Origin of the sequence: Nonomuraea recticatena, from assembly GCF_039533245.1 — a bacterium.
Lineage (GTDB): Bacteria > Actinomycetota > Actinomycetes > Streptosporangiales > Streptosporangiaceae > Nonomuraea > Nonomuraea roseola.
In genome coordinates this window covers 313,432-336,557 of the sequence record NZ_BAAATE010000001.1, presented here as the reverse complement: position 1 = coordinate 336,557, position 23,126 = coordinate 313,432, and the positions used below count along the sequence as shown (strand labels likewise).

Sequence of the window (23,126 nt, the reverse complement as noted above, 5' to 3'; positions counted from 1 at the left end):
GGTTCGCTTGTCGCGGCAAGAGCGCGTTCGTTCGATCATCGAGACCCGGCTCGTCCAGCGAGTGATCATCTTCGTCATCGTGGTCAACGCCGTCACCATCGGATGCGAGACCAGCTCCTACCTGATGGAGCGGATGGGCGGGTTCTTACACGCGGTCGACAGGATCGCGCTCACGGTCTTCACCGTCGAGATCGCCGCCCGCCTCTACGCCTACCGAGGGGCGTTCTTCAAGGATCCGTGGAACTGGTTCGACGCCGTCATCGTGGCGATCGCCCTGGTGCCGGCCTCGGGCCCCACCTCGGTGCTGAGGGCGCTGCGCATCCTGCGGGCGCTGCGCCTGGTGTCGGCGGTGCCGAGCATGCGGCGCGTCGTCAACGCGCTGCTCGCCGCGGTGCCGGGGATGGCCTCCATCATCGGCCTGCTGGTGCTCATGATCTACATCGCCGCGGTGATCGCCACCAAGCTCTTCGGCGAGATCGTGCCCGAGCGCTTCGACGAGCTGCCCCGCTCGCTGTTCACGCTGTTCCAGATCATGACGGGCGACGACTGGGGCAACGTGGCGCAGGAGGTGATGAGCGAGAAGCCGTGGGCCTGGCTCTTCTTCATCGCCTACATTCTGATGTCGACCTTCGTCGCGCTGAACCTCTTCATCGCCGTCGTGGTCAACGCCATGAACGACTCGGAACCCTCGCCCGCGGAGACCCAGACCCAGGCCGAGCTCAAGGCCGTCAAGCAGGACCTGGCCGCTCTCCACGCCAAGCTCGACCTGCTGCTGCTTCGCGAGGAGGAGCCAGACGAGCTGACCGCGGCCGGCGGTCGTCAGCCGCCGGGGACGGCCAGCCCGCGGTGATCGCCGAAGTGGATGACCTCCAGCCGGTCGGCGTCCTCGCGGTCCAGCACGCGGGCGCTGGCGGCGGGCGTCGGGTCACCCGCCCGCACCCGTTCGAGCAGCGCGCGCCAGTGACGCTGGTGGCGGGTGAAGGTGGTCGGCGCGGCGACCCTGCCCCTGGCGTACTGCCCGGCGAGGGCGACCTCGGGCGGCGCGTCCAGCAGCAGCAGGTGCAGCTGCGCGCCGTGACGGCGGGCCAGCCACGCGAACGCGCGCAGCACGAGAGGCCCGCACCCGCGGTTGTGCGCGATCACCGGGCCGCCCGCGCGCACCCCGCTCCTGATGCGCCACATGTGGGTGGCGAACACCAGGCCCGTGCGCACCGGTTTCGGCGCCCACCGCGGCCTGCCCGCCCACCGGCTGCGTGACTGCTGCGAGTCGATCACCGTCACCGCGCCCACGGTGACCGGCGCGCTCTCGGTGCCGTCCAGGTCGTACAGGCGGCGCAGCAGGGTCGTCTTGCCCGCTCCCGGCAGCCCGGTGAGGATGACCAGCGACCTGGCCGGATAGATGGTCAACGAGTGTCTCCGTTTCAGCGCCCGAGGTCGCCGGGAGGTCCATGGCCAGCCCCCAGGTCCGTGCGCCAGCCTACGTCGCGATCCGGGGTGACGGTTTTCTCTCCAGCTCAGGAACCCGCCCCTAGCATTGATCGTTCAGCCGGGAGGCTGACTCAATCGACTCGACAGGGAGAACAAGCCGTGGTCTTCAAGCGGATGCTGGGTGCCTTGGGCGTGGGCGCGCCCACCGTGGACACCGTCCTCGCCACCCCGCGGATCCAGCCCGGAGGTTCGCTGGCCGGTGAGGTGCGGCTCAAGGGCGGCGACTTCGACGCCGACATCGAGCACATCACGCTCGGCCTGGTCGCCAGGGTCGAGATCGAGCACTCGGAGGGAGAGAGCGGCGGGCTGGGCGAGTTCTTCCGCGTGCAGGTCAGCGGCCCCTTCTCGCTGCGCAAGGGCGAGGACAAGGTCGTCGCCTTCAGCTTCGACGTGCCGTGGGAGACCCCGGTCAGCGAGATCGGCGGCCAGCGGCTGACCGGCATGGCGGTGGGCGTGCGCACCGAGCTGGCCATCGCCAAGGCCGTCGACAAGGGCGACCTCGACCCCGTCTCGGTCGAGCCGCTGCCCTCGCAGCTTCGCGTCCTCGAGGCCTTCCCGCAGCTCGGGCTCCAGTTCAAGTCGGCCGATCTGGAGGTGGGCAGGATTCACGGCGTACGCCAGGAGCTGCCGTTCTACCAGGAGATCGAGTTCTACGGGCGGGGCGGCGAGGTCGAGCTCACCTTCGTCGCCGACCAGGGCGGCCTGGAGATCGTCCTGGAGGCGGGAGGCCGCTCGGGGGACGCCATCGGCCGCTTCCACGTCACCCACGAGGAGGCCCTGCGCACCGACTGGGTCACCGAGATCGACCGCTGGCTGGGCCGGCTCACCTCCGGCGTCGGCCACGCCGCGCCGTCCCACGGTCACTACGGCCATGACGACCACCGAGGGCACCACGGCGGCTCCGGCATGGGAGCCGCCGTCGCCGCGGGCGCGGCCGGCGTCGTCGGAGGGCTGGTCCTCGGCGAGGTCGTCGAGGACATCTTCGAGGGCGACGACGAGGGCGGCGACTGGTAGCCGTCAGGACGCTTCGTGCTCGAGCAGCCACTCCTTGACGGGAACCCCGTAGTAGTAGCCGCCGAACCCGCCGGTGCTCGGCAGCACCCGGTGGCAGGGCACGAACGGCGCGATCAGGTTCTGCGCGCAGGCCGACCCTGCCGCCCTGGCCGCGGTCCTCGGCATCCCCGCCCGCTCGGCCAGCTCCGCGTACGACACCGTGGTCCCGGCCTTGACCTCGCGCAGCGCCTGGTGCAGCCGCCTGCGGGTGGGGGAGCCGGGCTGCTCGACCGGCACCTCGTCGAGGGCGTCGAGGTCGCCGGCCAGGTAGGCGCGGACGGCCTCGGCGGGGGCGCCGAGATCCTCCACGACGTCGAGGCCGAGGGCCTGCAGCTGGGGCGAGAGCCGTACGAACATCTGGGAGGGGTCGGGGGTGAAGCCCGCGGCCACGATCACGCCCTCGCGGGCGAGCAGGGACAGCGGGCCGATCGGGGTCGGGAGGATCTGAGCGTCGATCACGAGGAGCTCCAGAGGTGAAGGGCGGCGTAGGCGCGCCATGGGCGCCACCGCTCGAGGTGGTCCTGAGGGATGCCGAGCGCGTCCATGCGTTTGACCAGGACGAGGTCGCCTGACGGCCAGGCGTCGGGATCGCGCAGCGCGCGCAGGGAGATGTATCCGGCGGTCCACGGGCCGATGCCGGGCACCCTGAGCAGGGCGGCGACCGCGTCGGCGGGGTCCTGCCCGCCGTCGAGGTCGATCTCCCCCGAGGCGACGCGGCCCGCCAGGTCCCGCAGCGTCGCCACCCGCCTGGTGGTCAGACCGAGCGCCGACAGGTCCATCTCCGCCATCTCCTCGGCGGTGGGGAACCTGCCCGCCCTGGCCACGATCCTGCCGAGGAGCGTCCTGGCGCCCGCGACCGAGATCTGCTGGCCGACGATCGCGCGCACGGCCAGCTCGAAGCCGTCGAAGGCGCCGGGCACGCGCAGCCCCGGACGCGCCGCCACCAGCGGCGCCAGTGACGTCGAACCCAGGGCCTCGCTGATGGCGGCAGGGTCGGCGTCGAGGTCCAGCAGCCTGCGGCAGCGCGCCACGACCCTGGCCAGCTGGCGGGTGTCGTCGAGGGAGGCCTCCAGCACGACGTGCCCGCTACCGGGCGTCAGCGTGATCGTCCCGCCGGGGATCACCCGCACGTACGACCCGCCGTCCACACTCTCCAGGCCGGGGATCGCGCGGGCGGCGAGGAAGGCGAACAGCCCTTCCACGTCGTACGGCTCCCGCCAGTTCAGCCTGAGCCTGAGCGCGGCCGGGACCCCCGGGCGGTGCGCGGTGGCGCGCATCTCCGAGGGCGTGAAGCCGTAGGTCGCCTGCATGGCCGCGTTGAACTGCCGCACGCTGCCGAATCCCGCGGCGAACGCCACGTCGGTCACCGGCAGCGCCGTCTCGGTCAGCAGCTGCTTGGCCAGCAGCAGCCGCTTGGTCCTGGCCACCGCCAGCGGCCCGACGCCGAGTTCGGCGACGAACAGCCTGTGCAGGTGGCGCTCGGTGATGTGCAGCCTGGCCGCCAGCCCCGCCACGCCGCGCTCGTCGGCGGCGCCGTCGTCGATCAGCCGCAGCGCCCTGCCCACCAGGTCGCCCCTGACGTCCCAGCCGGGGTCGCCGGGCGACAGCTCGGGACGGCACCGCTTGCACGGCCTGAACCCCGCCGCCTCGGCGGAGGCGGCGTGCCGGTAGAAGCGCACGTTGCGTGAGGAGGGAGTGCGGGCGGGACAGATCGGCCTGCAGTAGATGCGCGTCGTCTTCACCGCCGTGTAGAAGCGCCCGTCGAACCTGGCGTCGCGCGCGGACACCGCGCGGTAGCAGGCGTCGAAATCCAACGTTTCCATGCCATGACGCTATCGCCTGGCAGGAAGTCCCAACTGGCGGATTTCGGACCTCACCGTGGCCAGTGGCAGCCACGACATGGCGATCACGATCCCGCCCGCCCACAGCGTCGCGCGCACCCCCCAGAGCTCGCCGACGCCCGCCGCGAGCAGGCCGCCCATGCCCACCGCCCCCATGAGGATCACCTGCATGATCGAGGTCATCCTGCCCAGCATGGTGTCGGGTGTGAGCTGCTGCCTGAAGCTGACCAGCAGCACGTTGTTCACGCCCGTGCGCACGGACACGACGAAGAAGCCCGCCGCCGACAGCCAGATCCAGATCCCGTGGTCGAGCAGCGGCACCAGCAGCCCGAAGGGCGCCGTCGCCAGACTGAGCACCCACACCGCGCCGCCCTGTCCCAGCCACCTGGCCATCAGGTGCGCGCAGGCCGAACCCACCAGCGCCCCCACCCCGCTCGCGGCCAGGTAGGCGCCGAACACCCACTCGGGGAAGGCCAGCTCCCGCACCAGCAGCACCGGCAGCAGCACGGTGGCCAGCGGGAAGCCGAGGTTGGCCATCGCGCCCTGCGCGGCGATGGCCACCAGCACCCTGTTGCCGAACAGGAACCGCAGTCCTTCGCGCAGCTGCCGTCCGATCGGCTCCCGTACGGCAGGCGGGCTCTCGACCGCCCGGATCCCGCGCAGCCACAGCGCCGACCACGCGTACGTGACGGCGTCGAGCAGCAGCACCAGCGGCGCGCCGAACACCTGGGTCAGCACGCCCGACACGCTGCGGCCCGACACGTACATCGCCGAGGTCGTCCCGACGAGCAGGGAGTTGGCCGCGGTCAGCCGATCCCTGCCCACCAGAGAGGGGACCAGGCTGTGCGAGGCCACGTCGAAGAAGAGCGTGCCGACGCCCGAGACGATCGCGACCAGGTACAGCTGCGGCATCGTCAGCGCCTCCAGCCACCAGGCCGCCGTCACCGACACCATCGCCAGCGCCCGCAGCACGTCCATCGCGACCATGACGGGGCGCCGCCGCACCCTGTCGACCCACACCCCGGCGGGCAGTCCCACCAGCAGCACGGTCAGCGTCGACAGCGAGCTGAGCAGGCCCACCTCTCCAGGGCCCGCGTTCAGCGCGGTGACCGCGAGCAGGGGGAGCGCCACATGGGACAGCTGGGTGCCGAACTGGCTGCCGAACGCGGCGACGTACAGCCGCCTGAAGTCAGGGTCCATGCCTGGAAAGATGCCGTCGCCGCGTCATAATGGCGATGGATTAAGGAGAGAGCTAATCGAACTGACCTTCACCGTCCAGGACATCGCCAACACGCGCTTCGCGATCTCCCCGCTGTGGGAGGTCGTGGCCAGCGTCCGGGTGATCAAGGAGTCTGTGGGCGTCAACCGGCCGTGGGCCGAGCAGGTGCGCAGGCGGCTGGAGGGGGTCGAATGGCGGCTGCTGTCCGACCTGGTCCCGATGCCCACGATCTCGCTGGTCTGCTTCATCGCCCCTCCGCCGACCACGTCGCTGCCCGACCTGGAGCTGGAGCTGTCGGGCATGCTCTCCCGCGCCGCCGACGTGCGCGCCGAGCTCGACGCGTGGGGCGGCGCCCGTACGCCGGGGTTGCGCGCGCTCTACGACGATCCCTCGGCGGGGCTCGAACGGCTGGCCGCGCAGATCAGGGCGTACTGGGCGGTCGCGATCGAGCCGTACTGGCCGCGCATCCGCACGCTCATGGAGGGCGACCTGCTCTACCGGGCCCGCATGCTGGCCGAGGGCGGCGTGCACCGGATGCTCGCCGACCTCGACGCCAACGTCAGCTGGCAGGGCGAGCGCCTGCATCTGGCCCATCGCTTCTGCGACGGCGTGCGCCCGCTGGACGGCAGGGGCCTGCTCCTGGTGCCGTCGGTCTTCGCCTGGCCGCGGATCTTCTCGATCACGGTGCCGCCCTTCCAGCCCACGCTCCGCTACCCGCCGCGCGGCATCGCCACCCTGTGGGAGCGCGAGCGCAAGGACCCGCCCGAGGCGCTGGCCGCGGTGCTCGGCGCGACCCGCGCCCGGTTGCTGGCCGAGCTCGACCAGCCGGCCTCGACCAAGGACCTCGCGCTGCGCGCGGGGCTGTCGGAGCCCGGGGCCAACCAGCACCTGACGGCGCTCAGGAAGGCGGGCCTGTGCAGCGCCCACAGGACGGGGCGCTACGTCCTGTACGCCCGCACCGCCATCGCCGAATCCCTCCTCAACCCCTCCTGACCCGCCCCCTCCGAAAGTCCCCGACGTCGGTCGCGCCCTCACGGGATCTACGGGCCTCCTGCCGCCAGGAGACCTCAGCTGTCGGCTTCAGCCGGGGTGTCCTGGGGCGCGAGGGGGGTGCCGTTCGGACGGGTCACGCCGAAAGACCCCGGCCGGCGGCTTCGGCTGGGGTCTCGGAGAGGAGGGGGGAGCGGGGTGGAAAGACCCCGGCCGGAGCCCGGCGCGCGGGGTGCGCGACCGTGTCCTCCGGCTCCGGCCGGGGTGGTCTCATGCGGCGCTCAGCGCCTCCTCCCTCTCAGGGGCCGACGGAGCGGGAGTCCCCGACGGCGGCACGCGCCGCAGCAGCGTCACGGCCACCAGCGCCACCACCGCCGCCAGCACCGCCGCCACGCCCGCCGCCACGTTCAGCCCGTCGGTGAAGGCCGACCGCGCCGCCGCGATCACGACCTCGGCCTGCGCCGCGGGCAGGCCCTCGGCGAGCGCGAGCTCTCCGGCGAGCGTGTCCGCCGAGCCGGTGGGCATGGCGCCCCTGTAGACGACGGTCCCGATCGTGCCGAGCAGGGCGATGCCGAGCGAGACGCCCAGGTCGCTGGCCGTGGTGTTCACCGCGGACGCGGCGCCGGCCTTCTCCTGCGGCGCGGAGGCGATCACCAGGTTCGTGGTCAGCGCCATCGTCGGGGCGATGCCCGGGTAGAGGATGTAGAAGCCGGTCAGCAGCAGCGGCAGCCCCGACACGCTGCCGACCTGGGTCAGCACCACGTAGCCCGCCACCGACAGCGCCGTTCCCGCCGCCACCACATAGGCGGGCCGCACCCTGCGGGCCAGAGCCGGCGAGAACGTGGAGACCGCGACGAGCATGAGCGCGGCGGGCAGGATCCACAGCCCCGACTCCAGCGGCGACAGACCTGCCACGAGCTGAAGGTACTGCGTGAACAGCAGGTAGACGCCGCCCAGCGCGATCGCCGAGAGCAGGAAGACGCCGAGAGCGCCGCTGAAGGTGCGGTTGGCGAACAGTCTCACGTCCAGCAGCGGGTGCTCCAGACGCAGCTGGCGGCGGACGAACAGCGTGCCGAGCACCAGACCGGCGACGATCGCTCCCACGGCGACCACCGACAGGCCGCTCTTGGCCAGCTCCTTGACGCCGTAGACGACGGGCAGCAGCGTCGCCATGGACAGCAGCACGCTCAGCACGTCGGCGCCTCCCGCCTGGGGCGCCCGGTACTCGGGAACCAGCGCGGGCGCCGCGACCAGCACGAGCGCCATGACGGGCACGCCTGCCAGCAGCGCGGCGCCCCACCAGAACGTCTCCAGCAGCAGGCCGCCGACCAGCGGGCCCACGGCCACGCCGACCGAGATGGAGGCCGCCCACATGCCGATCGCGCTGGCTCGCTGACGGTCGTCGCGGAACATGTTGCTGATCAGCGACAGCGTGGACGGCATGACCGCGGCCGCGCCCACACCCATCACCGCTCGGGCGACGATCAACAGGTCGGCGCCGGGCGCGAACGCCGCGGCCACCGAGGCGACGCCGAAGGCGGCGGCGCCGAACAGCAGCACCTTGCGCCGACCGATCCTGTCGCCGACGGTGCCCATGGCCACCAGCAGACCGGCCATCATGAACCCGTAGATGTCATTGATCCACAGCAGCTGGGCGCCGCTCGGCTGCAGGTCGGCGGCTATGTGCGGGGTGGCGAGGAACAGCACGGTCATCGCCAGGAACAACAGGACGGTGGGCAGGAGCAGGACGGTCAGGCCGAGCCACTCCCTGGCTCCCGCGCGGGGGTGCACAGTCATGATCAGTTCTCTCTTCTCAATAGGGACAGCACGCGGTCGGCCGAGCGGGGCCGGCCGTACCTGATGACCTCCGCGACGGTCGTCGCGAAGAAGGGCCGCAGTGGGCCGGCGGCCTCCGTGGCGTCCTGCCTGCCGGCGAAGGCCGCGGGCCTGGCCCGCCACTGCGGAGCGCACCAGTCGGCGAGCGACATGGGGAAGCACTCGGGGATCACCACCACGAAGGCGTCCGCCGCCGCCAGCCAGGGCACCAGGTCCTGGACGGCCGGCGGAGTCGGCACCTCGTGCGAGCACACCTCGGGCAGCCCCGCGGCCTGGAGGTCGAGCAGATCGACCTCGAAGCCGCGGGGGCAGGCGAGGTAGGACAGCCATTCGGCCACAGCCAGGCCGTCGGCGCCGCCGCCGATGATGAACGCGAGTCGCATGTCCACACCGTGCAGGGCGGGACTCCAGAAACCCTTCGGATCTGCTTTGGATACTGTTTGCGCCATGCGATTCGGGGTGCTCGGTCCGCTGGCCGTATGGACGTCAGAGGGCAGGCCTGTACGGATCCCCGAGGTCAAGGTGCGGGGGCTGCTGGCAGAGCTGATCGTGCAGGCGGGGCAGGTGGTGCCGGCCGACAGGCTGATCGACCACCTGTGGGGCGGCAGCCTGCCCACGAACCCCGCCGCCTCGCTCCAGACGAGGGTGTCGCAGCTGCGCAGGGCGCTGGAGGACGCCGAGGAGGGCGCGCGGCGGCTGGTGGTCTCCCGCGCTCCCGGCTACGTGCTGGATGTCCCGCCCGACGCGCTCGACGTCGGCCGCTTCCAGGCGCTCGTCGCGGCCGCCCGTACGGCGGGCACCCCCCGCGCCCGCGCCGACCTGCTGGGCGACGCGCTCGCGCTGTGGCGGGGCCCCGCGCTGATCGAGTTCGCCGACGAGGAGTTCGCCGCGGCCGAGATCGCGCGCCTGGACGAACTGCGCCTGACGGCGATGGAGGAGCAGGCCGAGGCGAGGCTGGAGCTCGGCGAGCACGCCGTGCTGGCGGGCGAGCTGGGCGACCTGGTGGCCAGGCACCCTCTGCGCGAGGGCCTGCGCGCCGCCCACCTGCTGGCCCTCTACCGTTCGGGACGCCAGAACGAGGCCCTGGACGGCTTCCGCGACCTGCGTGAGCGCCTGGCCGACGAGCTGGGCGTCGATCCGAGCAGGGAGCTGGTCGCGCTCCACGAGGCGATGCTGAGGCAGGATCCGTCGCTGGATGCGGCCCTCGCGGGGCCTCCCCCCGGCAACCTGCCCGCCCCGATGGGCGAGCTGATCGGCCGCGCGGAGGCGATCGGCGAGGTGACCGCGCTGCTCGACGTGGGCCGCCTGGTCACGCTCACGGGACCTGGAGGGGTGGGCAAGACCAGCCTCGCGCTGGAGGCGGCCAGGCGGCTGGCCCCCTCCTTCCCCGACGGCGCCTGGCTGGTGGAGCTGGGCGCCCTGCCCTCCCATCTCGGCGACTCCGAGTGCTCGGCGGAGGAGGTCACGGAGGCCGTGGCGGCCGTGCTGGGCATCCGCGACGAGAGCGGCGCGCTCAGCCTGGCAGAGACGATGCGCGGCAAGCGGGCGCTGCTCGTCCTCGACAACTGCGAGCACGTGCTCGCCCCCGTGGCCGAGCTGGCAGGCGCGCTGCTGCGGGCCGTGCCCGAGCTGCGGATCATGGCGACGAGCAGGAGGCCGCTCGGGGTCGCGGGCGAGCGGCTGTGGCAGGTGCCCCCGCTGGCGTCGCCGAGCGCGCTGCGGCTGTTCGAGGCGCGGGCCACGGCCCGCGCGCCGGGCTTCACGGTCGACGCGGGCAACGAGGCGACGGTCGCGGCGATCTGCGCGCGGCTCGACGGCATCCCGCTGGCGCTGGAGCTGGCCGCCACCAGGGTCCGCGCGCTCGGCGTCAACGAGCTCGCCGTGCGTCTCGGCGCCCTTCACCAGGACGCTCCGCACCCGCCCGAGGACGGCTCGTCGCAGGGCACGCTCGACGGGTTCAGGGTGCTCGCCGCCGGAGCGAGCGACGCGCCCGCCAGGCAGCGCACGCTGCGCGCGGTCATCGACTGGAGCTGGGAGCTGCTCGGCGACGACGAGCGCGCGGTGCTGCGCAGGCTCGCCGTCCACGCTGGCGGGTGCACGCTGCGCGCGGCGGAGGCGGTCTGCGGCGACGAGGGGCTCGACGTCATGGACCTGATGGCGGGCCTGGTCGACCACTCCCTCGTGACGGTCTCGACGGGGGGCGAGCCGCGCTACCAGCTGCTCGAGTCGGTCGCCGCCTACTGCCGTGAGCGCCTGGCGGAGGCCGGCGAGCTGGAGGAGGTCGAGCGGCGGCACCTTCGCCACTACACCGAGCTGGCCGTCTCGGCCGAGCCGCGCCTGCGGGGGCCCGAGCAGCGCGAGTGGCTGGCCAGGCTGGACGCCGAGAGCGCCAACCTGCGCGCCGCCCTCGGCGTGGCGCTCAGGCACGGCGGCGCGCTGCGCCTGGTCAACGCGCTGGCCTGGTACTGGGTGCTGCGCGGACGCCTCGGCGAGGGCCGCAGAGCGCTCGTCGCCGCCCTCGCGGCAGGCGGCCACGAGGACGACGCGGGCACGGCCGCGACCTGGCTGGCCGCCTTCGCCCTGCGCATGGGCGAGGTGCTCGACCACGCCGAGCCCGCCACCAGGCCCGCCGACCTCGAAGGGCTCGCGGGCCGGGCCAGGGCGGAATGGTTCCTCTCGCTGGTCAGGCTCGGCATCGGCGACGCGCAGGCCGGCGAGGAGCAGGCCGAACGCGTCCTGGAGCTGTTTCGCGCCCTGGGCGACGAGTGGGGCACCGCCGCCGCGCTGAGCACCCGCTCCAGGCAGGCGCTGCTGCGCGGCGACCTCGCTGCCCTCCACGAGTACGGCGCGCAGAGCATGGCGCTGTTCACCACGCTGGGCGACCGGTGGGGTCAGCTGCACGCCACGCTCGGCCTCGGCGCGCACGCCGAGATCGTCGGCGACTACGAGAGCGCGGCCAGGCTGCACCGCGAGGGCCTGCGCATGGCCGAGGAGCTGGGCCTGCACAGCGAGGTGGCCGACAAGCTGTCGGAGCTGGGCAGGATCGCGCTGCTCGAAGGCGACTTCGCCCAGGCCGACGAGCTGCACGGCAAGGCCGCGCGACTGGCCCGCGAGCAGGGCTACACGATCGGCGAGGAGTACGCCTCACTCGGCCTGGCTCTCAGCGCCCGCCGCCAGGGCAGGCTGGACACCGCTGAGGCGCTCCTGCGCACCTGGCTGGAGTGGGACCGTGAGATGAGCGCGGCCATCGCCTCGGCCCTGATCCTGGCCGAGCTCGGTTTCGTGGCCGAGCTGCGCGGCGACGCCGAGGCCGCGCTCGCGCTGCACCTCGAGGGCCTGGAGGAGGCGCGCGAGTCGGGAGGCCCCCGGGCGGTCGCGCTCGCCTACGAGGGGCTGGCCGGAGCGCACGCCGCGGCGGGCCGCGCCGTCGAGGCGGCCCGCCTGCTGGGCGCGGCCGACGGGATCAGGCGGTCGCTGGGCGCGCCGCTGCCGCCCGCCGAACGCGGCGACGTCGACAGGATCACCGCCGCCGTGGTGGCGGCGCTCGGCGAGGATCGCTTCGCGAAGGAGTTCGCCACCCCTTACTTGGAGGAGACCCCCACCCCCAGGTCGAACTCACGGTAGACGCGCGCCCAGAACCCGTCGCGCAGCCAGACCCTCGCCTCGGGGTAGGGCCGCAGCGAGTGGCCGAGCTCCTTCTCCGCCTCGATCAGCAGTTCGGTGTCGATGACCGTGGGCAGGATCGGGCCGGGCAGCAGGTCCCTGATGTTGTCGCGGCCGCGGGTGAGTATCCACTTCTGCGCCACGTGCTCGCCGACGTCCTCGACCCTGGGGCGCGAGGGGCCCAGCTTGGCCACCTGGCCAGGCTTGACGTGCGGCTTCGGCACGGCGGTGCGTCCTGCGAACACCTGGGCGGGCGAAGGCGCCGTCACCGGCGGCACGACCGTCACCGGCTGCGGGGCACGACTGAAAAACGGCCTCAGGAACTCGGCGGAAAGAACCTCCACGGTGTCGGACTCCCACACCAGGCGCTCGGCCTGGTTGGTGCCGTAGGGCGGTTCGACGCCCCACAGGTGGATCCGCACGCCGTAGGCCTGTGCCGCCTCCACGGCGGGCACCATGTCCTCATCGCCCGCCAGCAGAATCGTGTCGGTCACCGCGTGGTGCCTGGCCAGCGCCTCGAGATCGCTCCTGATCTGGGCGTCCACGCCCTTCTGCTGGCCACGCGCGTTGAGGTTGCCAAGCCGGACTTTCACCCAGGGGAGCTGGGCGATGACTCGCTGGTCCACGGTGGGCACGCGGTCACGAGCTGCGTCATACCAATAGATCCGCAGCAGCTCGCCGGAAATGCGTTGTTCTGCATGCTTCTGTAGCGATTGGATGAGCTCATCGGCGCCAACCCGGTATTCCTTGCGCTCCTTGGCGCCGAGCAGTACTTCCCCTGCGGCGGCATAGAGATATCCAACATCCACAAGGACGGCGTACTTCGCCGCGACAGGGTGCGGCGTGAGGTCTGGGATGGCCATGTCGTCCTCCAGGCCGCGGTGCTCGTTGATCGGCTGACTATATACGCCTACTTTTCTAGATAGTCCCAACTCCCGGCGAAGTTGACACCCGATTCTCAGGATCCTCTACGGCAAGGCGCTGTTTCGCCACGCCGACTTCCCAGGTGCGAGCGGTTTACGCATGGCCCTGGCCGGGTTTCGCCATGATTCGTTCTTCGGTTCGGCGGGCCGTTCGGCTTGGGCGTGTCGGGTCGCCACAACCGCCACCAGAGCCGCGATCTCCTCAGCGGTGGCATCGCCACGAACAATTCGCAGATGAGTCGTCACAGCGGGATGTTCCCATGCTTCTTCGCGGGCAGGGAGGCCCGCTTGTTCCGCAGCGCGCGCAGCGCCCTGACGATCTGGACCCTGGTGTCGGACGGCCTGATCACCGCGTCGACGTAGCCACGCTCGGCGGCGAGGAACGGGTTGGCCAGAGTGTCCTCGTACGCGGTGACCAGTTTGGCCCGCTCGGCGTCGGGATCGTCGGCCGCGGCCAGCTCGCGCCGGTAGAGAATGTTGACCGCCCCCTGTGCCCCCATGACCGCGATCTGGGCGGTCGGCCAGGCGAGGTTGATGTCGGCGCCCAGGTGCTTGGAGCCCATGACGTCGTAGGCGCCGCCGTAGGCCTTGCGCGTGATGACGGTGACCAGCGGGACCGTGGCCTCGGCGTAGGCGTAGAGCAGCTTGGCGCCGCGCCTGATGATTCCGTTCCATTCCTGGTCCGTGCCGGGAAGGAATCCTGGTACATCGACAAATGTCAACACCGGAATATTGAAAGCATCACAAGTGCGTACAAATCTCGCCGCCTTTTCGGACGCGGCAATATCAAGAGTTCCGGCGAAACTCATCGGCTGGTTGGCCACGATGCCCACCGAACGTCCTTCGACCCTGCCGAAGCCGACCACGAGGTTCGGCGCGAACTGGGCATGGACCTCCAGGAACTCGCCGTCGTCGAGAACGTGCTCGACGACCGTGCGCATCTCGTAGGGCTGGTTGGGCGAGTCGGGGATCAGCGTGTCGAGCTCGCGGTCCTCGTCGGTGACGGTCAGCTCGGGGTCCGCCTCGTAGACCGGCGCCTCGTCCAGGTTGTTCGAGGGCAGGTAGGACAGCAGCGCCTTGGCGAACTCCAGGCAGTCGGCCTCGTCGGCGGCCTCGTAGTGCGCCACGCCCGACCTGGAGTTGTGGGTGTGGGCGCCGCCCAGTTCCTCGAAGCTCACCTCCTCGCCAGTGACGGTCTTGATCACGTCGGGGCCCGTGATGAACATGTGCGACTTCTCCTGCACCATCAGGATGAAGTCGGTCAGCGCGGGGGAGTAGACGGCACCTCCCGCGCACGGGCCCATGACCAGCGAGATCTGCGGGATCACGCCCGAGGCGTGCACGTTGCGCTTGAAGATCTCGGCGAACAGGCCGAGCGCGACCACGCCCTCCTGGATCCTGGCGCCTCCGCCGTCGTTGATGCCGACGATCGGGCAGCCGACCTTGAGCGCGTGGTCCATGACCTTGACGATCTTCTCGCCGTAGACCTCGCCGAGCGAGCCGCCGAAGACCGTGAAGTCCTGGCTGAAGACGGCGACCGGCCTGCCGTCCACGGTGCCGTGCCCCGTCACCACGCCGTCGCCGTAGGGCCTGTTGTTCTCGATGCCGAACGCCGTGGCCCGGTGCCTGGCGAACTCGTCGAACTCGACGAAGGAGCCCTCGTCGAGGAAGGCGTCCAGGCGCTCGCGGGCGGTCATCTTGCCCTTGGCGTGCTGCTTCTCCACCGCGCGCGCCGAGCCCGCGTGGACGGCCTCGTCCTTCCGCCGCTCGAAGTCGGCGATCTTGCCAGCGGTGGTGTGGATGTCGATCTCTGGGGGCTCCGACGGCAGTGCAGCGCTCATGCCGTAAGACTAAAGGGGATGTGCGCGACGACGTCGGACAGGCACCAGACTGGTGGTCATGACGCAGGCGGTGCGCACAGAAGGCCTATTCAAGAGGTTCGGCCAGCAGGTGGCGGTGGCGGGGGTGAACTTCACGGTCCCCGCGGGCAGTTTCGCGGGGCTGGTCGGCCCCAACGGCGCGGGCAAGACGACCACGCTCAGCATGATCACCGGACTCCTGCGCCCCGACGGCGGGCTGGCCGAGGTCGGCGGCGTCGACGTGTGGCGCGACCCCGTCCAGGTGAAGGCGCGCATCGGGGTGCTGCCCGAGGGCCTGCGCCTGTTCGAGCGGCTGTCGGGCCGCGAACTGCTCCACTACAACGGGCGCCTGCGCGGCATCCCCAAGGCCGAGGTCGAACGGCGCGCCGAGGAGCTGCTGCGCGTCATGGACCTCACCGGCTCGGCGGACAAGCTCGTCGTCGACTACTCCACCGGCATGCGCAAGAAGATCGGCCTGGCCGCGGCGCTGCTGCACAACCCCGCCGTCCTCTTCCTCGACGAGCCCTTCGAGGGCGTCGACCCCGTCAGCGCCAACATCCTCACCGAGGTCCTGCAGCGCTACACCGCCTCGGGCTCCACCGTCATCTTCTCCAGCCACGTCATGGAGCTGGTCGAGCGGCTGTGCGACTGGGTGTCGGTGATGAGCGGCGGCACCATCGTCGCCCAGGGGCCGATCGACGAGGTGCGCGCCGGGCGCAGCCTCAACCAGGCCTTCCTCGACCTCGTCGGCGTTCGCCAGGGCGGAGAGGAGGGGCTGACGTGGTTGGGCTCTTCGTCGCACTGAAGCTCAGGCTGATCTCGGGCGGCATGCGCGGCGACACCCAGCGCGTCCTCGGCTTCGTCTTCTCCTGTCTGGCCGCGCTCGTCGTGGCAGGGGGCGGCTTCCTGCTCCTGTCGCTGCTCAGGCTCGCCTCCCCGCAGGTGGCCGCCGACGTCGGCGTGATCGCCTTCACAGGGCTGCTGGTCTTCTGGGCCACGGTCCCGCTGCTGGCCTTCGGCGTCGACGACACGCTCGACCCCGCCAAGCTCGCCCTGTTCCCGCTGCGCACGCGGCAGCTGGCCACGGGCATGTTCGCCGCCTCGGTCACCGGCATCTGGCCTGCCGCCTCGTTCCTGGTGACGGCGGGCGCGCTGGTCGGGCTGGCCCGAGGCATCGGCGGCGTGCTGCTCGGCATCGTCGCGGTGCTCCTGCAGTTCGCGCTCTGCATCGTCGCCTCCAGGCTGATCACGACCGCGCTGTCAGGGCTGCTGCGCTCGCGCAGGGGCCGTGACCTGCTGGCCGTCGGCGTCATCGTGGTCGTGCTGATGGCCCAGCTGCCCAACCTCATCGTCAACCGCGGCCTGACCGGCGACCCTCTCGCGATGGTGCACAGCATCGCCTCCGTGCTGCGCTGGACCCCTTCAGGCTGGGCCGCCCACGCCATCAGCGACGGCGGGCTGGTCGGCCTGGCCGAACTCGTGGCGCTCGCCGCGCTCGTCCTGGCGCTCGGCTGGCTCTGGATCAGGGCGCTCAGCAGGGCGCTGGTCACCACGGACGCCTCCACCCAGGCCGCCTCCGTCCGCAGGTCCAGCGGCCTGCTCGACAGGATCCTCCCCGACGGCAGGGTCGCGGCCGTCGTGGCGAAGGAGCTGAAGTACGCCCGCCGCGACCCCAGGGGCAGGGTCGGCTGGTTCGCCTCCATCGCGGTGACCGGCGTGCTGGCCTTCTCCATCAGCGGCCAGGGCCAGGGCTCGGGTCCTGGCGCGGCGATCGGGCCCGCCTGCGTCGGCGCGCTGATGATGGGCATCCAGCAGTGCAACATCTTCGGCATCGACGGCAGGTCCCTGTGGATGAACGCCGTCGTCTACGGCGACAGCCGCGACCTGCGCGGCGACGTGGCGGGGCGGCACCTGGGCGTGGCGATCATCGCGGCTCCCGTGCTGATCGCGCTGAGCGTCCTCGGCGCCGTGTTCTCGGGCGGCTTCGAGGGGGTGCTGCCTGCCGTGCTGACCGCGTGGGGCGTGCTCGGCGTCGGGCTCGGCGTCGGGGCGCTCACCAGCGTGCTCGTCCCCTACACCGTGCCCGACAGGCTCAACGCCTTCACCGGCGCGGCCCCGGGACAGGGCGGGGTGGCCTTCGTCGCCTCGTTCGGAGCGATGATCGTGACCGCGCTGATCGCGCTGCCCGTCGTGCTGCCCGTGCTGCTCGGCGTCACCTGGATGAGCGTGGTGGCGCTGCCGTACGGGCTGGCGCTCGCGTGGGCCGGCAGGGTGCTGGCGAGCAGGATCGGCTACCCACGCATGCCCGAACTGCTCGCCGCGGTCTCCAAGCCGACGTAATGGTCTAGTCCACTGGTTGAGACCGGTCTCCAGTCGTTCAGAACGAATGGATATCGTGCGAGACATGATTGACCAGGCCACACCGCGCCACAGCGCCGTCAGCGAGATGCCCGACGAGCTCCGCCGCGACGTGCGGCTGCTCGGTGAGCTACTCGGACAGGTGATCGCCGAGCAGGGCGGTCCCGATCTCCTGGAAGACGTCGAACGTCTGCGCAAGGCCGTCATCGGCGCACGCCGCGGCGAGGTGTCCGCCGACGAGGTGGCCGAGATGGTGAGCACGTGGGAGATCGACAGGGCGGTGCAGATCGCCCGCGCCTTCACCTGCTACTTCCACCTGGCCAACCTCGCCGAGGAGCACTACCGCATCCGCACCCTGCGCGAGCGTGACGCCGGCGACGCCGTCCAGCGGGAGTCGCTGGCCTCCGCCGTCGAGGAACTGGGCAGGGAACGGGTCGCCGAGCTGGTCGAGGGGCTGGAGCTGCACCCGGTGCTGACCGCGCACCCGACCGAGGCGCGCAGGCGCGCCGTCGTCACCGCGATCCAGCGCATCAGCGGCCAGCTCACCGAGTACAACAGCCAGGGGCGCGGCGCCACCGAGCGCGCGGAGAGCAGGCGCCGCCTGCTGGAGGAGATCGACCTCCTCTGGCGTACGGCCCAGCTGCGCAACACCAAGCTCGACCCGCTCGACGAGGTGCGCACGGCGATGGCCGCCTTCGACGAGACGCTCTTCCGCGTGGTGCCGCAGGTCTACCGCTCACTCGACGCCGCGCTCGGCGAGGGCAGCGGCACCAGGGCCCCCCTGGCCAGGTCGTTCATCCGTTACGGCAGCTGGATCGGCGGTGACCGCGACGGCAACCCCAACGTCACCGCCAAGGTCACCCGCGAGGCCGTCCTCATCCAGGCCGAGCACGTGCTGACCGCGCTGGAGACCGCCACCACGCGCATCGCCCGCACGCTCACCGCCGCCGCCCAGTTCACCCCTCCGTCGCAGAACCTGCGCCGCGCCCTGGCCGGCGCCCAGGACGCCCACCCCGACCTGGTCTCCGAGCTGGCCACCCGCTCGCCGTCCGAGCCGCACAGGCAGTGGCTGCTCTACGTCGCCGCGCGCATCGGCGCCACCCGCCGCCGCGACCTCGACCTTGCCTACCGCGAGCCCGCCGACCTGCTGGCCGACCTGCGGCTCGCGCAGGAGTCACTGGTGGCCGCAGGCGCCGTACGGCAGGCCTACGGAGAGCTGCAGCACCTCATCTGGCAGGTCGAGACGTTCGGCTTCCACCTGGCCGAGCTGGAGGTGCGCCAGCACTCCCAGGTCCACGCCGCCGCGCTGGAGGAGGTCCGCGCGGGAGGAGCGCTGTCGGAGCGCACCGAGGAGGTGCTGGCCACGATCAGAGTGATCGCCTGGATCCAGGAGCGCTTCGGCGTCACCGCCTGCTCCCGCTACGTCGTCTCCTTCACCCGCACCGCCGAAGACCTGGCCGCCGTCTACGAGCTGGCCGCCCACGCGCTCGGCGACCGCGCGCCGGTCCTCGACGTGGTGCCGCTGTTCGAGTCGGGCCAGGACCTCGACAACTCCGCCGACGTGCTCGCGGGCATGCTGAAGCTGCCCGAGGTGCAGCGCCGCCTGGCAGGCAACGACCGCAGGGTGGAGGTCATGCTCGGCTACTCCGACTCCGCCAAGGAGCTCGGCCCCGCCGCCGCGACGCTCAAGCTCTACGAGGCGCAGGAGAGGCTGACCGCCTGGGCCCTGGCCAACGACGTCAAGCTCCGCCTGTTCCACGGCAGGGGCGGCGCGCTCGGCCGCGGCGGAGGCCCCGCCAACAGGGCCGTGCTCGCCCAGGCCCCCGGCAGCGTCGCAGGCCGCTTCAAGGTCACCGAGCAGGGCGAGGTCATCTTCGCCCGCTACGGGCACCAGGCCATCGCCCGCCGCCACATGGAGCAGGTCTCCAACGCGGTGCTGCTGGCCTCCTCGCCGTCCGTCGGCGAGCGCACCGCCACCGCGGCGGCCCGCTTCCGCGCCCTGGCCTCCCAGGTCGCCGCCGCCTCCGAGCGGGCCTACCGCGCGCTCACCGAGGCCAAGGGCTTCCCCGAGTGGTTCGCGCTGGTCAGCCCGCTGGAGGAGATCGGCTCGCTGCGCCTGGGCTCCCGTCCCGCGCGGCGCGGCCTCGGCGCGCCCCGCTCCCTCGACGACCTGCGGGCCATCCCGTGGGTGTTCGCGTGGGCGCAGACCCGCGCCAACCTGCCAGGCTGGTACGGCCTCGGCAGCGGCCTGGCCTCCGTCGAGGACGTCACCGAGCTCCAGGCGGCCTACAAGGAATGGCCGCTGTTCGCCTCGCTGCTCGACAACGTCGAGATGTCGCTGGCCAAGACCGACCGCTCCATCGCCTCCCGCTACCTCGCCCTGGGCGGGCGCCCCGACTTCGAGGCGCAGGTGCTGGAGGAGTACGACAGGACCCGCCGCCTGGTGCTCGCGGTGACAGGGCACTCCAGGCTGCTGGAGAACAGGAAGGTGCTCTCGCGGGCCGTCCAGCTGCGCGACCCCTACGTCGACGCCCTGTCCCACCTGCAGCTGCGGGCGCTGACCGCGCTGCGGACCACGGAGGACCTGTCGGAGGCCGAGCGCGAGCGCCTCTCGACGCTGCTGCTGCTGTCGGTCAACGGCGTCGCCGCCGGATTGCAGAACACCGGATGATCAGGCCCGCCCGCCCCGAGGACCTGCCGGTGATCGAGGAGATCGTCGCGGCGGCCTACCAGCCGTGGGCCGAGCTGATCGGCGTCCGCCCCATGCCCATGGACGCCGACCACGCGGCGCACCTCGCGGCGGGGCACATCTTCGTCCTCGACGATCTGCGCGGCCTGATCGTGCTGGTGCCGGAGGAGGGCGTGCTGTACGTGGACAACGTGGCCGTCCGCCCCGACCAGCACGGGCAGGGCCTGGGCAGGCGGCTGCTCGCCTTCGCGGAGGAGCGGGCGGCGGCGCTCGGGCTGCCCGCGCTCCGGCTCATCACCAACGCCATGATGAAGGTCAACATCGCGCTCTACGAGCGGCTCGGCTACTCGATCACCTCGAGGGAGCCCATCGGCGAGCGCGACGTCGTCTTCATGCGGAAAGATTTGTGACGCGGCGCAGGCCGTACTCGATCGGGCCGTAGCGGTGGCCGCGCATCCACCACGCGCTCAGCGTGAGCAGCAGCGTGAAGATGAGCGCGGCCACGCCCATCACCGCGAGCGGTGGCAGGCTGCCGGCCAGCGCCAGGCCGTAGCCGGTGAAGACCAGGCACATCAGCACCGACTGCCCGATGTAGTTGGAGGCGGCCGCCCTGCCCGCGGGTGAGAGGGCGGCGCCGACGGCGGGCACCCTCCTGACCAGTTGGAGCAGCGTGACCACGTAGGCGGCGGCCAGCAGCAGCGAGGTCACGTTGTTGACGGCGAGCCCGACCAGCTGCCAGCTGCCGTTCGACGTGCTCGACCAGGTGAAGAAGGCGGCGGCCGGCAGGCCGATCCCGAACCCCAGCACCTGGACGCGGGGGATCAGACGAGCCCAGCGCCCGGGCTCCTCGAACAGCCGCGACTTGCCCGCGGCCAGCCCGAACAGGAACAGCGCCATCGCCATCGGGCCCTGGCCGAGCCAGACGAACAGGGCCAGCCCCGGGTAGGTCTCGGCCTGGAAGGTGAGGAAGTCGAGCGGGCCGCCCGTCACCAGGGCCTGCGCCCGCGCCGCCGCGGCGGGATCGGCGGCGGTCGCGCCGCCCGCGCTGGGGTCGAGCAGGGTCAGCGCCGCGAGCGCGAGCCACAGCAGCGACGTGACCGCGATGATGACCGAGCCCGTCACCACGGCGGTCTTCGGCCTGACGTTGCGCATGGCCAGCAGGATCAGGCCGAGCGCGGCGTAGAGGGTGAGGATGTCGCCGATCCACAGCAGGAAGCCCTGCAGCACGCCCAGGGTGAACAGCGCGAGGCAGCGGCGCAGCATCCTGCCCTTGACCCTGTCGCCCCATGAGCGCATCTGCAGGGTGAAGGAGTAGCCGAACAGGAAGGAGAAGATGACGTAGAACTTGGTCAGCACGAGGGTGCTGACCACGAGGGCGACAGGGCCCTCGGTGATGGGCATCACGCCGGTGCCCGTGGCGTAGCCGGGATCGGCGAAGAAGCCGATGTTCGCCACGAGGATGCCCCCGAGCGCGAAGCCCCTGACGGCGTCGATCTCGTGGATGCGCGTCGCTGGAGGCGCCTGAGTCTGCGTCATGTCCCCGACGCTAGAGATCGGCGGACCTCGCCCACATCGAACCTCGGACGCATCCGCATCCGACCAAAGTCGCTCTCTCCCGCCGGAGAGGGCCCGGCAGCACGAGACCCCGGGACGCCGCCGATCGGCGTCCCGGGGTCTCGGACGGTCAGTGCACGAACTCAGTGGACGAACTCGGTGTCGGTACTGCCCTGCCCGGGCAGCATCAGCCCGACCACGAAGGTCGCCGCGATCATCGCGGCGGCCACCGCGAGAGTGATCTCCACGCTGCCGGTGCCGAAGTAGACGGTGCCGAGGACGGCCAGGCCGAGCGCGTTGCCGACCTGCTGGATCGCGGTGAGGGCGCCGGAGGCCGAGCCGGTCTCCTGCGGATCGACCGCGGCCATCACGATGGTGAAGTAGGGGCCCATGATGAGCCCGCTGCCGAGGCCGACGAAGACGAGCGCGGGGGCCAGCTGCCACGGGGTCACGCCCGGTTCGGCGACGACGAGCAGGGCGAGCACCGCCGTGCCCATGACGACCGCGCCGGCCAGCAGGACCCTGCGTCCGTACTTCTGGGTGGCCTGGGCGATCCCCATGCCGACGATCATCCCGAGCGAGGACGGCACGCCGGTCAGCGCCGCCTTCAGCGGCGAGTAGCCGAGGCCGAGCTGGGTGTAGAGGCCGATCACCAGCAGCACGCCGCCGAACGCGGCGAAGTAGATGGCGCCGACGGCCAGGCCTGAGACGAAAGCGGGCTTGCGGAACAGCGAGGGGGCGATCAGCGGGTCACGGTCACGGCGCTTCTCATAGGCGACGAAGCAGGCGAAGGTCACGGCCGAGGCGGCCATCATCGCGAACGACCAGAGCGGCCAGCCGTGCTCGCCGCCCTGGACCAGGGGGAAGACGATCAGAACGGTGCCGAGGGAGGCGAGGGCCGCGCCCGGCAGGTCGAGCCTGACGCCGCCGGCCGGAGGCGAGGAGGGCAGGAAGCGGGCCGCCGCCAGCACCGCGGCGACGCCGATCGGGAGATTGATCAGGAAGATCATCCGCCAGCCGGTGCCGAACAGGTCGGCGCTGACCAGCCAGCCCGCCAGGATCGGGCCACCGATCGCGGACAGGCCCATGACCGGCCCGAACAGCCCGAACGCCGCCTGCAGCTCCTTGGGAGGGAACATCTCCTTCATCAGCCCGAGCCCCTGCGGGATCATCGCCGCGCCGAACAGGCCCTGGACGACCCTGGCGGCGATCATGGCCTCGGGTGAGACCGCGACGGCGCAGAACAGCGAGCCGATCGTGAAGCCGACGACCCCGATGAGGAACATCCGCTTGCGGCCGACGATGTCGCCGAGCCTGCCGCCGGTCAGCAGCCCCGCGGTCATGGCGAGGGTGTAGGCGGCGCCGAGCCACTGGATCAGCGAGGTGCCGCCGCCGAGCTCGGTCCGCATGGTCGGGCCCGCGATGTGGGTGACGGTGGCGTCGAGCAGCTCCATGACCGAGCCGGCGAGGATGACGAACAGCGCGGGCCAGCGCCACCTGTAGGCGGCGGGCTGCTGGGGTGTCGCCACCGTGGGGCGGGTGTCGAGAGCGGTCACCGCTGGCCTCCTGTATCGGAACGGTTTGTTCTGTTCCAGAATAGCAGAACGGAACGCTTCATTCCACTCTTGGAGCGTTCCATCGAAGAAACACGAA

General features: G+C 71.7%; 20 protein-coding genes. 9 read left to right on the top strand and 11 right to left on the bottom strand.

All coding sequences use genetic code 11. From position 1 onward, the window contains the following. Positions 1–7 precede the first annotated feature (7 nt). Entirely contained in the window at positions 8–850 is an 843-nt protein-coding gene (locus ABFX50_RS01545; RefSeq protein WP_346142587.1) for an ion transporter, read from the top strand. Here ABFX50_RS01545 and ABFX50_RS01540 read toward each other — a convergent pair. Beyond that, positions 820–1,407, bottom strand: coding sequence for an AAA family ATPase (locus tag ABFX50_RS01540; RefSeq protein ID WP_346142585.1), 588 nt, complete (start codon positions 1,405–1,407; stop codon positions 820–822). The genes ABFX50_RS01545 and ABFX50_RS01540 overlap by 31 nt on opposite strands. A gap of 180 nt (positions 1,408–1,587) precedes the next feature. Between ABFX50_RS01540 and ABFX50_RS01535 the strand changes: the two genes are divergently transcribed. Then, complete coding sequence (locus tag ABFX50_RS01535) at positions 1,588–2,502, top strand: sporulation protein (protein ID WP_346142583.1); 915 nt, start codon at positions 1,588–1,590, stop codon at positions 2,500–2,502. A 3-nt stretch (positions 2,503–2,505) separates the two neighbouring features. Here ABFX50_RS01535 and ABFX50_RS01530 read toward each other — a convergent pair whose 3' ends face one another. Genes ABFX50_RS01530 through ABFX50_RS01520 form a run of 3 tightly spaced genes read right to left on the bottom strand, consistent with a single transcriptional unit; the run spans position 2,506 to position 5,582 of the window. Then, a complete protein-coding gene (locus ABFX50_RS01530; protein WP_183650289.1) occupies positions 2,506–3,000 on the bottom strand; it encodes a methylated-DNA--[protein]-cysteine S-methyltransferase in 495 nt (164 codons plus the stop codon). Next, on the bottom strand, positions 2,997–4,364 hold the full coding sequence (locus ABFX50_RS01525; protein ID WP_346142581.1) for a DNA-3-methyladenine glycosylase 2 family protein: 1,368 nt from the start codon (positions 4,362–4,364) through the stop codon (positions 2,997–2,999). Before ABFX50_RS01525 ends, ABFX50_RS01530 begins: the two co-directional genes overlap by 4 nt. 9 nt (positions 4,365–4,373) lie before the next feature. After that, a complete protein-coding gene (locus tag ABFX50_RS01520) occupies positions 4,374–5,582 on the bottom strand; it encodes an MFS transporter (protein ID WP_346142579.1) in 1,209 nt (402 codons plus the stop codon). A gap of 10 nt (positions 5,583–5,592) precedes the next feature. On the opposite strand from ABFX50_RS01520, the gene ABFX50_RS01515 reads away from it, so the two are divergent. Further along, positions 5,593–6,594 carry an ArsR/SmtB family transcription factor gene (locus ABFX50_RS01515; RefSeq protein WP_346142577.1) on the top strand — a complete coding sequence of 334 codons (1,002 nt, stop codon included), beginning with the start codon at positions 5,593–5,595 and terminating at the stop codon, positions 6,592–6,594. Between the two features lie 267 nt (positions 6,595–6,861). On the opposite strand, the gene ABFX50_RS01510 is transcribed toward ABFX50_RS01515, so the two are convergent. Together ABFX50_RS01510 and ABFX50_RS01505 are read right to left on the bottom strand one after the other, a co-directional pair. After that, entirely contained in the window at positions 6,862–8,388 is a 1,527-nt protein-coding gene (locus tag ABFX50_RS01510) for an MFS transporter (protein WP_346142575.1), read from the bottom strand. Positions 8,389–8,390: 2 nt separating this feature from the next. Further along, positions 8,391–8,810, bottom strand: a complete 420-nt coding sequence (locus tag ABFX50_RS01505) for an NADPH-dependent FMN reductase (protein ID WP_346142573.1) — start codon at positions 8,808–8,810, stop codon at positions 8,391–8,393. A 64-nt stretch (positions 8,811–8,874) separates the two neighbouring features. Between ABFX50_RS01505 and ABFX50_RS01500 the strand changes: the two genes are divergently transcribed. Continuing rightward, positions 8,875–12,051 carry an ATP-binding protein gene (locus ABFX50_RS01500; RefSeq protein WP_346142571.1) on the top strand — a complete coding sequence of 1,059 codons (3,177 nt, stop codon included), beginning with the start codon at positions 8,875–8,877 and terminating at the stop codon, positions 12,049–12,051. Here ABFX50_RS01500 and ABFX50_RS01495 read toward each other — a convergent pair. Next, on the bottom strand, positions 12,009–12,899 hold the full coding sequence (locus ABFX50_RS01495; RefSeq protein WP_312896010.1) for an NYN domain-containing protein: 891 nt from the start codon (positions 12,897–12,899) through the stop codon (positions 12,009–12,011). The genes ABFX50_RS01500 and ABFX50_RS01495 overlap by 43 nt on opposite strands. On the opposite strand from ABFX50_RS01495, the gene ABFX50_RS01490 reads away from it, so the two are divergent. After that, entirely contained in the window at positions 12,804–13,016 is a 213-nt protein-coding gene (locus tag ABFX50_RS01490; protein ID WP_246453665.1) for a hypothetical protein, read from the top strand. The genes ABFX50_RS01495 and ABFX50_RS01490 overlap by 96 nt on opposite strands. A 42-nt stretch (positions 13,017–13,058) precedes the next feature. Here ABFX50_RS01490 and ABFX50_RS01485 read toward each other — a convergent pair whose 3' ends face one another. Further along, positions 13,059–13,259, bottom strand: a complete 201-nt coding sequence (locus tag ABFX50_RS01485; RefSeq protein ID WP_183650275.1) for an acyl-CoA carboxylase subunit epsilon — start codon at positions 13,257–13,259, stop codon at positions 13,059–13,061. Next, entirely contained in the window at positions 13,256–14,854 is a 1,599-nt protein-coding gene (locus ABFX50_RS01480) for an acyl-CoA carboxylase subunit beta (RefSeq protein WP_183650273.1), read from the bottom strand. Before ABFX50_RS01480 ends, ABFX50_RS01485 begins: the two co-directional genes overlap by 4 nt. A gap of 58 nt (positions 14,855–14,912) precedes the next feature. Here ABFX50_RS01480 and ABFX50_RS01475 point away from each other — a divergent pair, with 58 nt between their 5' ends. The 4 genes from ABFX50_RS01475 (at position 14,913) to ABFX50_RS01460 (ending at position 20,329) form a co-directional block, all read left to right on the top strand. Continuing rightward, positions 14,913–15,677: an ABC transporter ATP-binding protein gene (locus ABFX50_RS01475; protein ID WP_183650271.1), complete on the top strand. Its 765-nt coding sequence runs from the start codon at positions 14,913–14,915 to the stop codon at positions 15,675–15,677. After that, on the top strand, positions 15,653–17,212 hold the full coding sequence (locus ABFX50_RS01470; RefSeq protein ID WP_346142567.1) for a hypothetical protein: 1,560 nt from the start codon (positions 15,653–15,655) through the stop codon (positions 17,210–17,212). The genes ABFX50_RS01475 and ABFX50_RS01470 overlap by 25 nt, the downstream gene beginning before the upstream one ends. 64 nt (positions 17,213–17,276) lie before the next feature. Then, positions 17,277–19,901, top strand: a complete 2,625-nt coding sequence (locus tag ABFX50_RS01465) for a phosphoenolpyruvate carboxylase (RefSeq protein WP_346142565.1) — start codon at positions 17,277–17,279, stop codon at positions 19,899–19,901. Then, entirely contained in the window at positions 19,898–20,329 is a 432-nt protein-coding gene (locus ABFX50_RS01460) for a GNAT family N-acetyltransferase (RefSeq protein WP_346142563.1), read from the top strand. The genes ABFX50_RS01465 and ABFX50_RS01460 overlap by 4 nt, the downstream gene beginning before the upstream one ends. Here ABFX50_RS01460 and ABFX50_RS01455 read toward each other — a convergent pair. Beyond that, positions 20,310–21,455, bottom strand: coding sequence for a DUF418 domain-containing protein (locus ABFX50_RS01455; protein ID WP_346142561.1), 1,146 nt, complete (start codon positions 21,453–21,455; stop codon positions 20,310–20,312). The genes ABFX50_RS01460 and ABFX50_RS01455 overlap by 20 nt on opposite strands. A 161-nt stretch (positions 21,456–21,616) precedes the next feature. Beyond that, positions 21,617–23,029, bottom strand: a complete 1,413-nt coding sequence (locus ABFX50_RS01450; protein ID WP_346142559.1) for an MFS transporter — start codon at positions 23,027–23,029, stop codon at positions 21,617–21,619. Between the last annotated feature and the right edge of the window lie 97 nt (positions 23,030–23,126).

What these genes read in the sequence shown, in the direction of transcription:
- ABFX50_RS01525 (WP_346142581.1), bottom strand. Translation starts at nt 4,364, where the DNA reads ATGGAAACGTTGGATTTCGACGCCTGCTACCGCGCGGTGTCCGCGCGC.
- ABFX50_RS01520 (WP_346142579.1), bottom strand. Translation starts at nt 5,582, where the DNA reads ATGGACCCTGACTTCAGGCGGCTGTACGTCGCCGCGTTCGGCAGCCAG.
- ABFX50_RS01515 (WP_346142577.1), top strand. Translation starts at nt 5,593, where the DNA reads ATGCCGTCGCCGCGTCATAATGGCGATGGATTAAGGAGAGAGCTAATC.
- ABFX50_RS01510 (WP_346142575.1), bottom strand. Translation starts at nt 8,388, where the DNA reads ATGACTGTGCACCCCCGCGCGGGAGCCAGGGAGTGGCTCGGCCTGACC.
- ABFX50_RS01505 (WP_346142573.1), bottom strand. Translation starts at nt 8,810, where the DNA reads ATGCGACTCGCGTTCATCATCGGCGGCGGCGCCGACGGCCTGGCTGTG.
- ABFX50_RS01500 (WP_346142571.1), top strand. Translation starts at nt 8,875, where the DNA reads ATGCGATTCGGGGTGCTCGGTCCGCTGGCCGTATGGACGTCAGAGGGC.
- ABFX50_RS01480 (WP_183650273.1), bottom strand. Translation starts at nt 14,854, where the DNA reads ATGAGCGCTGCACTGCCGTCGGAGCCCCCAGAGATCGACATCCACACC.
- ABFX50_RS01475 (WP_183650271.1), top strand. Translation starts at nt 14,913, where the DNA reads ATGACGCAGGCGGTGCGCACAGAAGGCCTATTCAAGAGGTTCGGCCAG.
- ABFX50_RS01465 (WP_346142565.1), top strand. Translation starts at nt 17,277, where the DNA reads ATGATTGACCAGGCCACACCGCGCCACAGCGCCGTCAGCGAGATGCCC.
- ABFX50_RS01460 (WP_346142563.1), top strand. Translation starts at nt 19,898, where the DNA reads ATGATCAGGCCCGCCCGCCCCGAGGACCTGCCGGTGATCGAGGAGATC.
- ABFX50_RS01455 (WP_346142561.1), bottom strand. Translation starts at nt 21,455, where the DNA reads ATGACGCAGACTCAGGCGCCTCCAGCGACGCGCATCCACGAGATCGAC.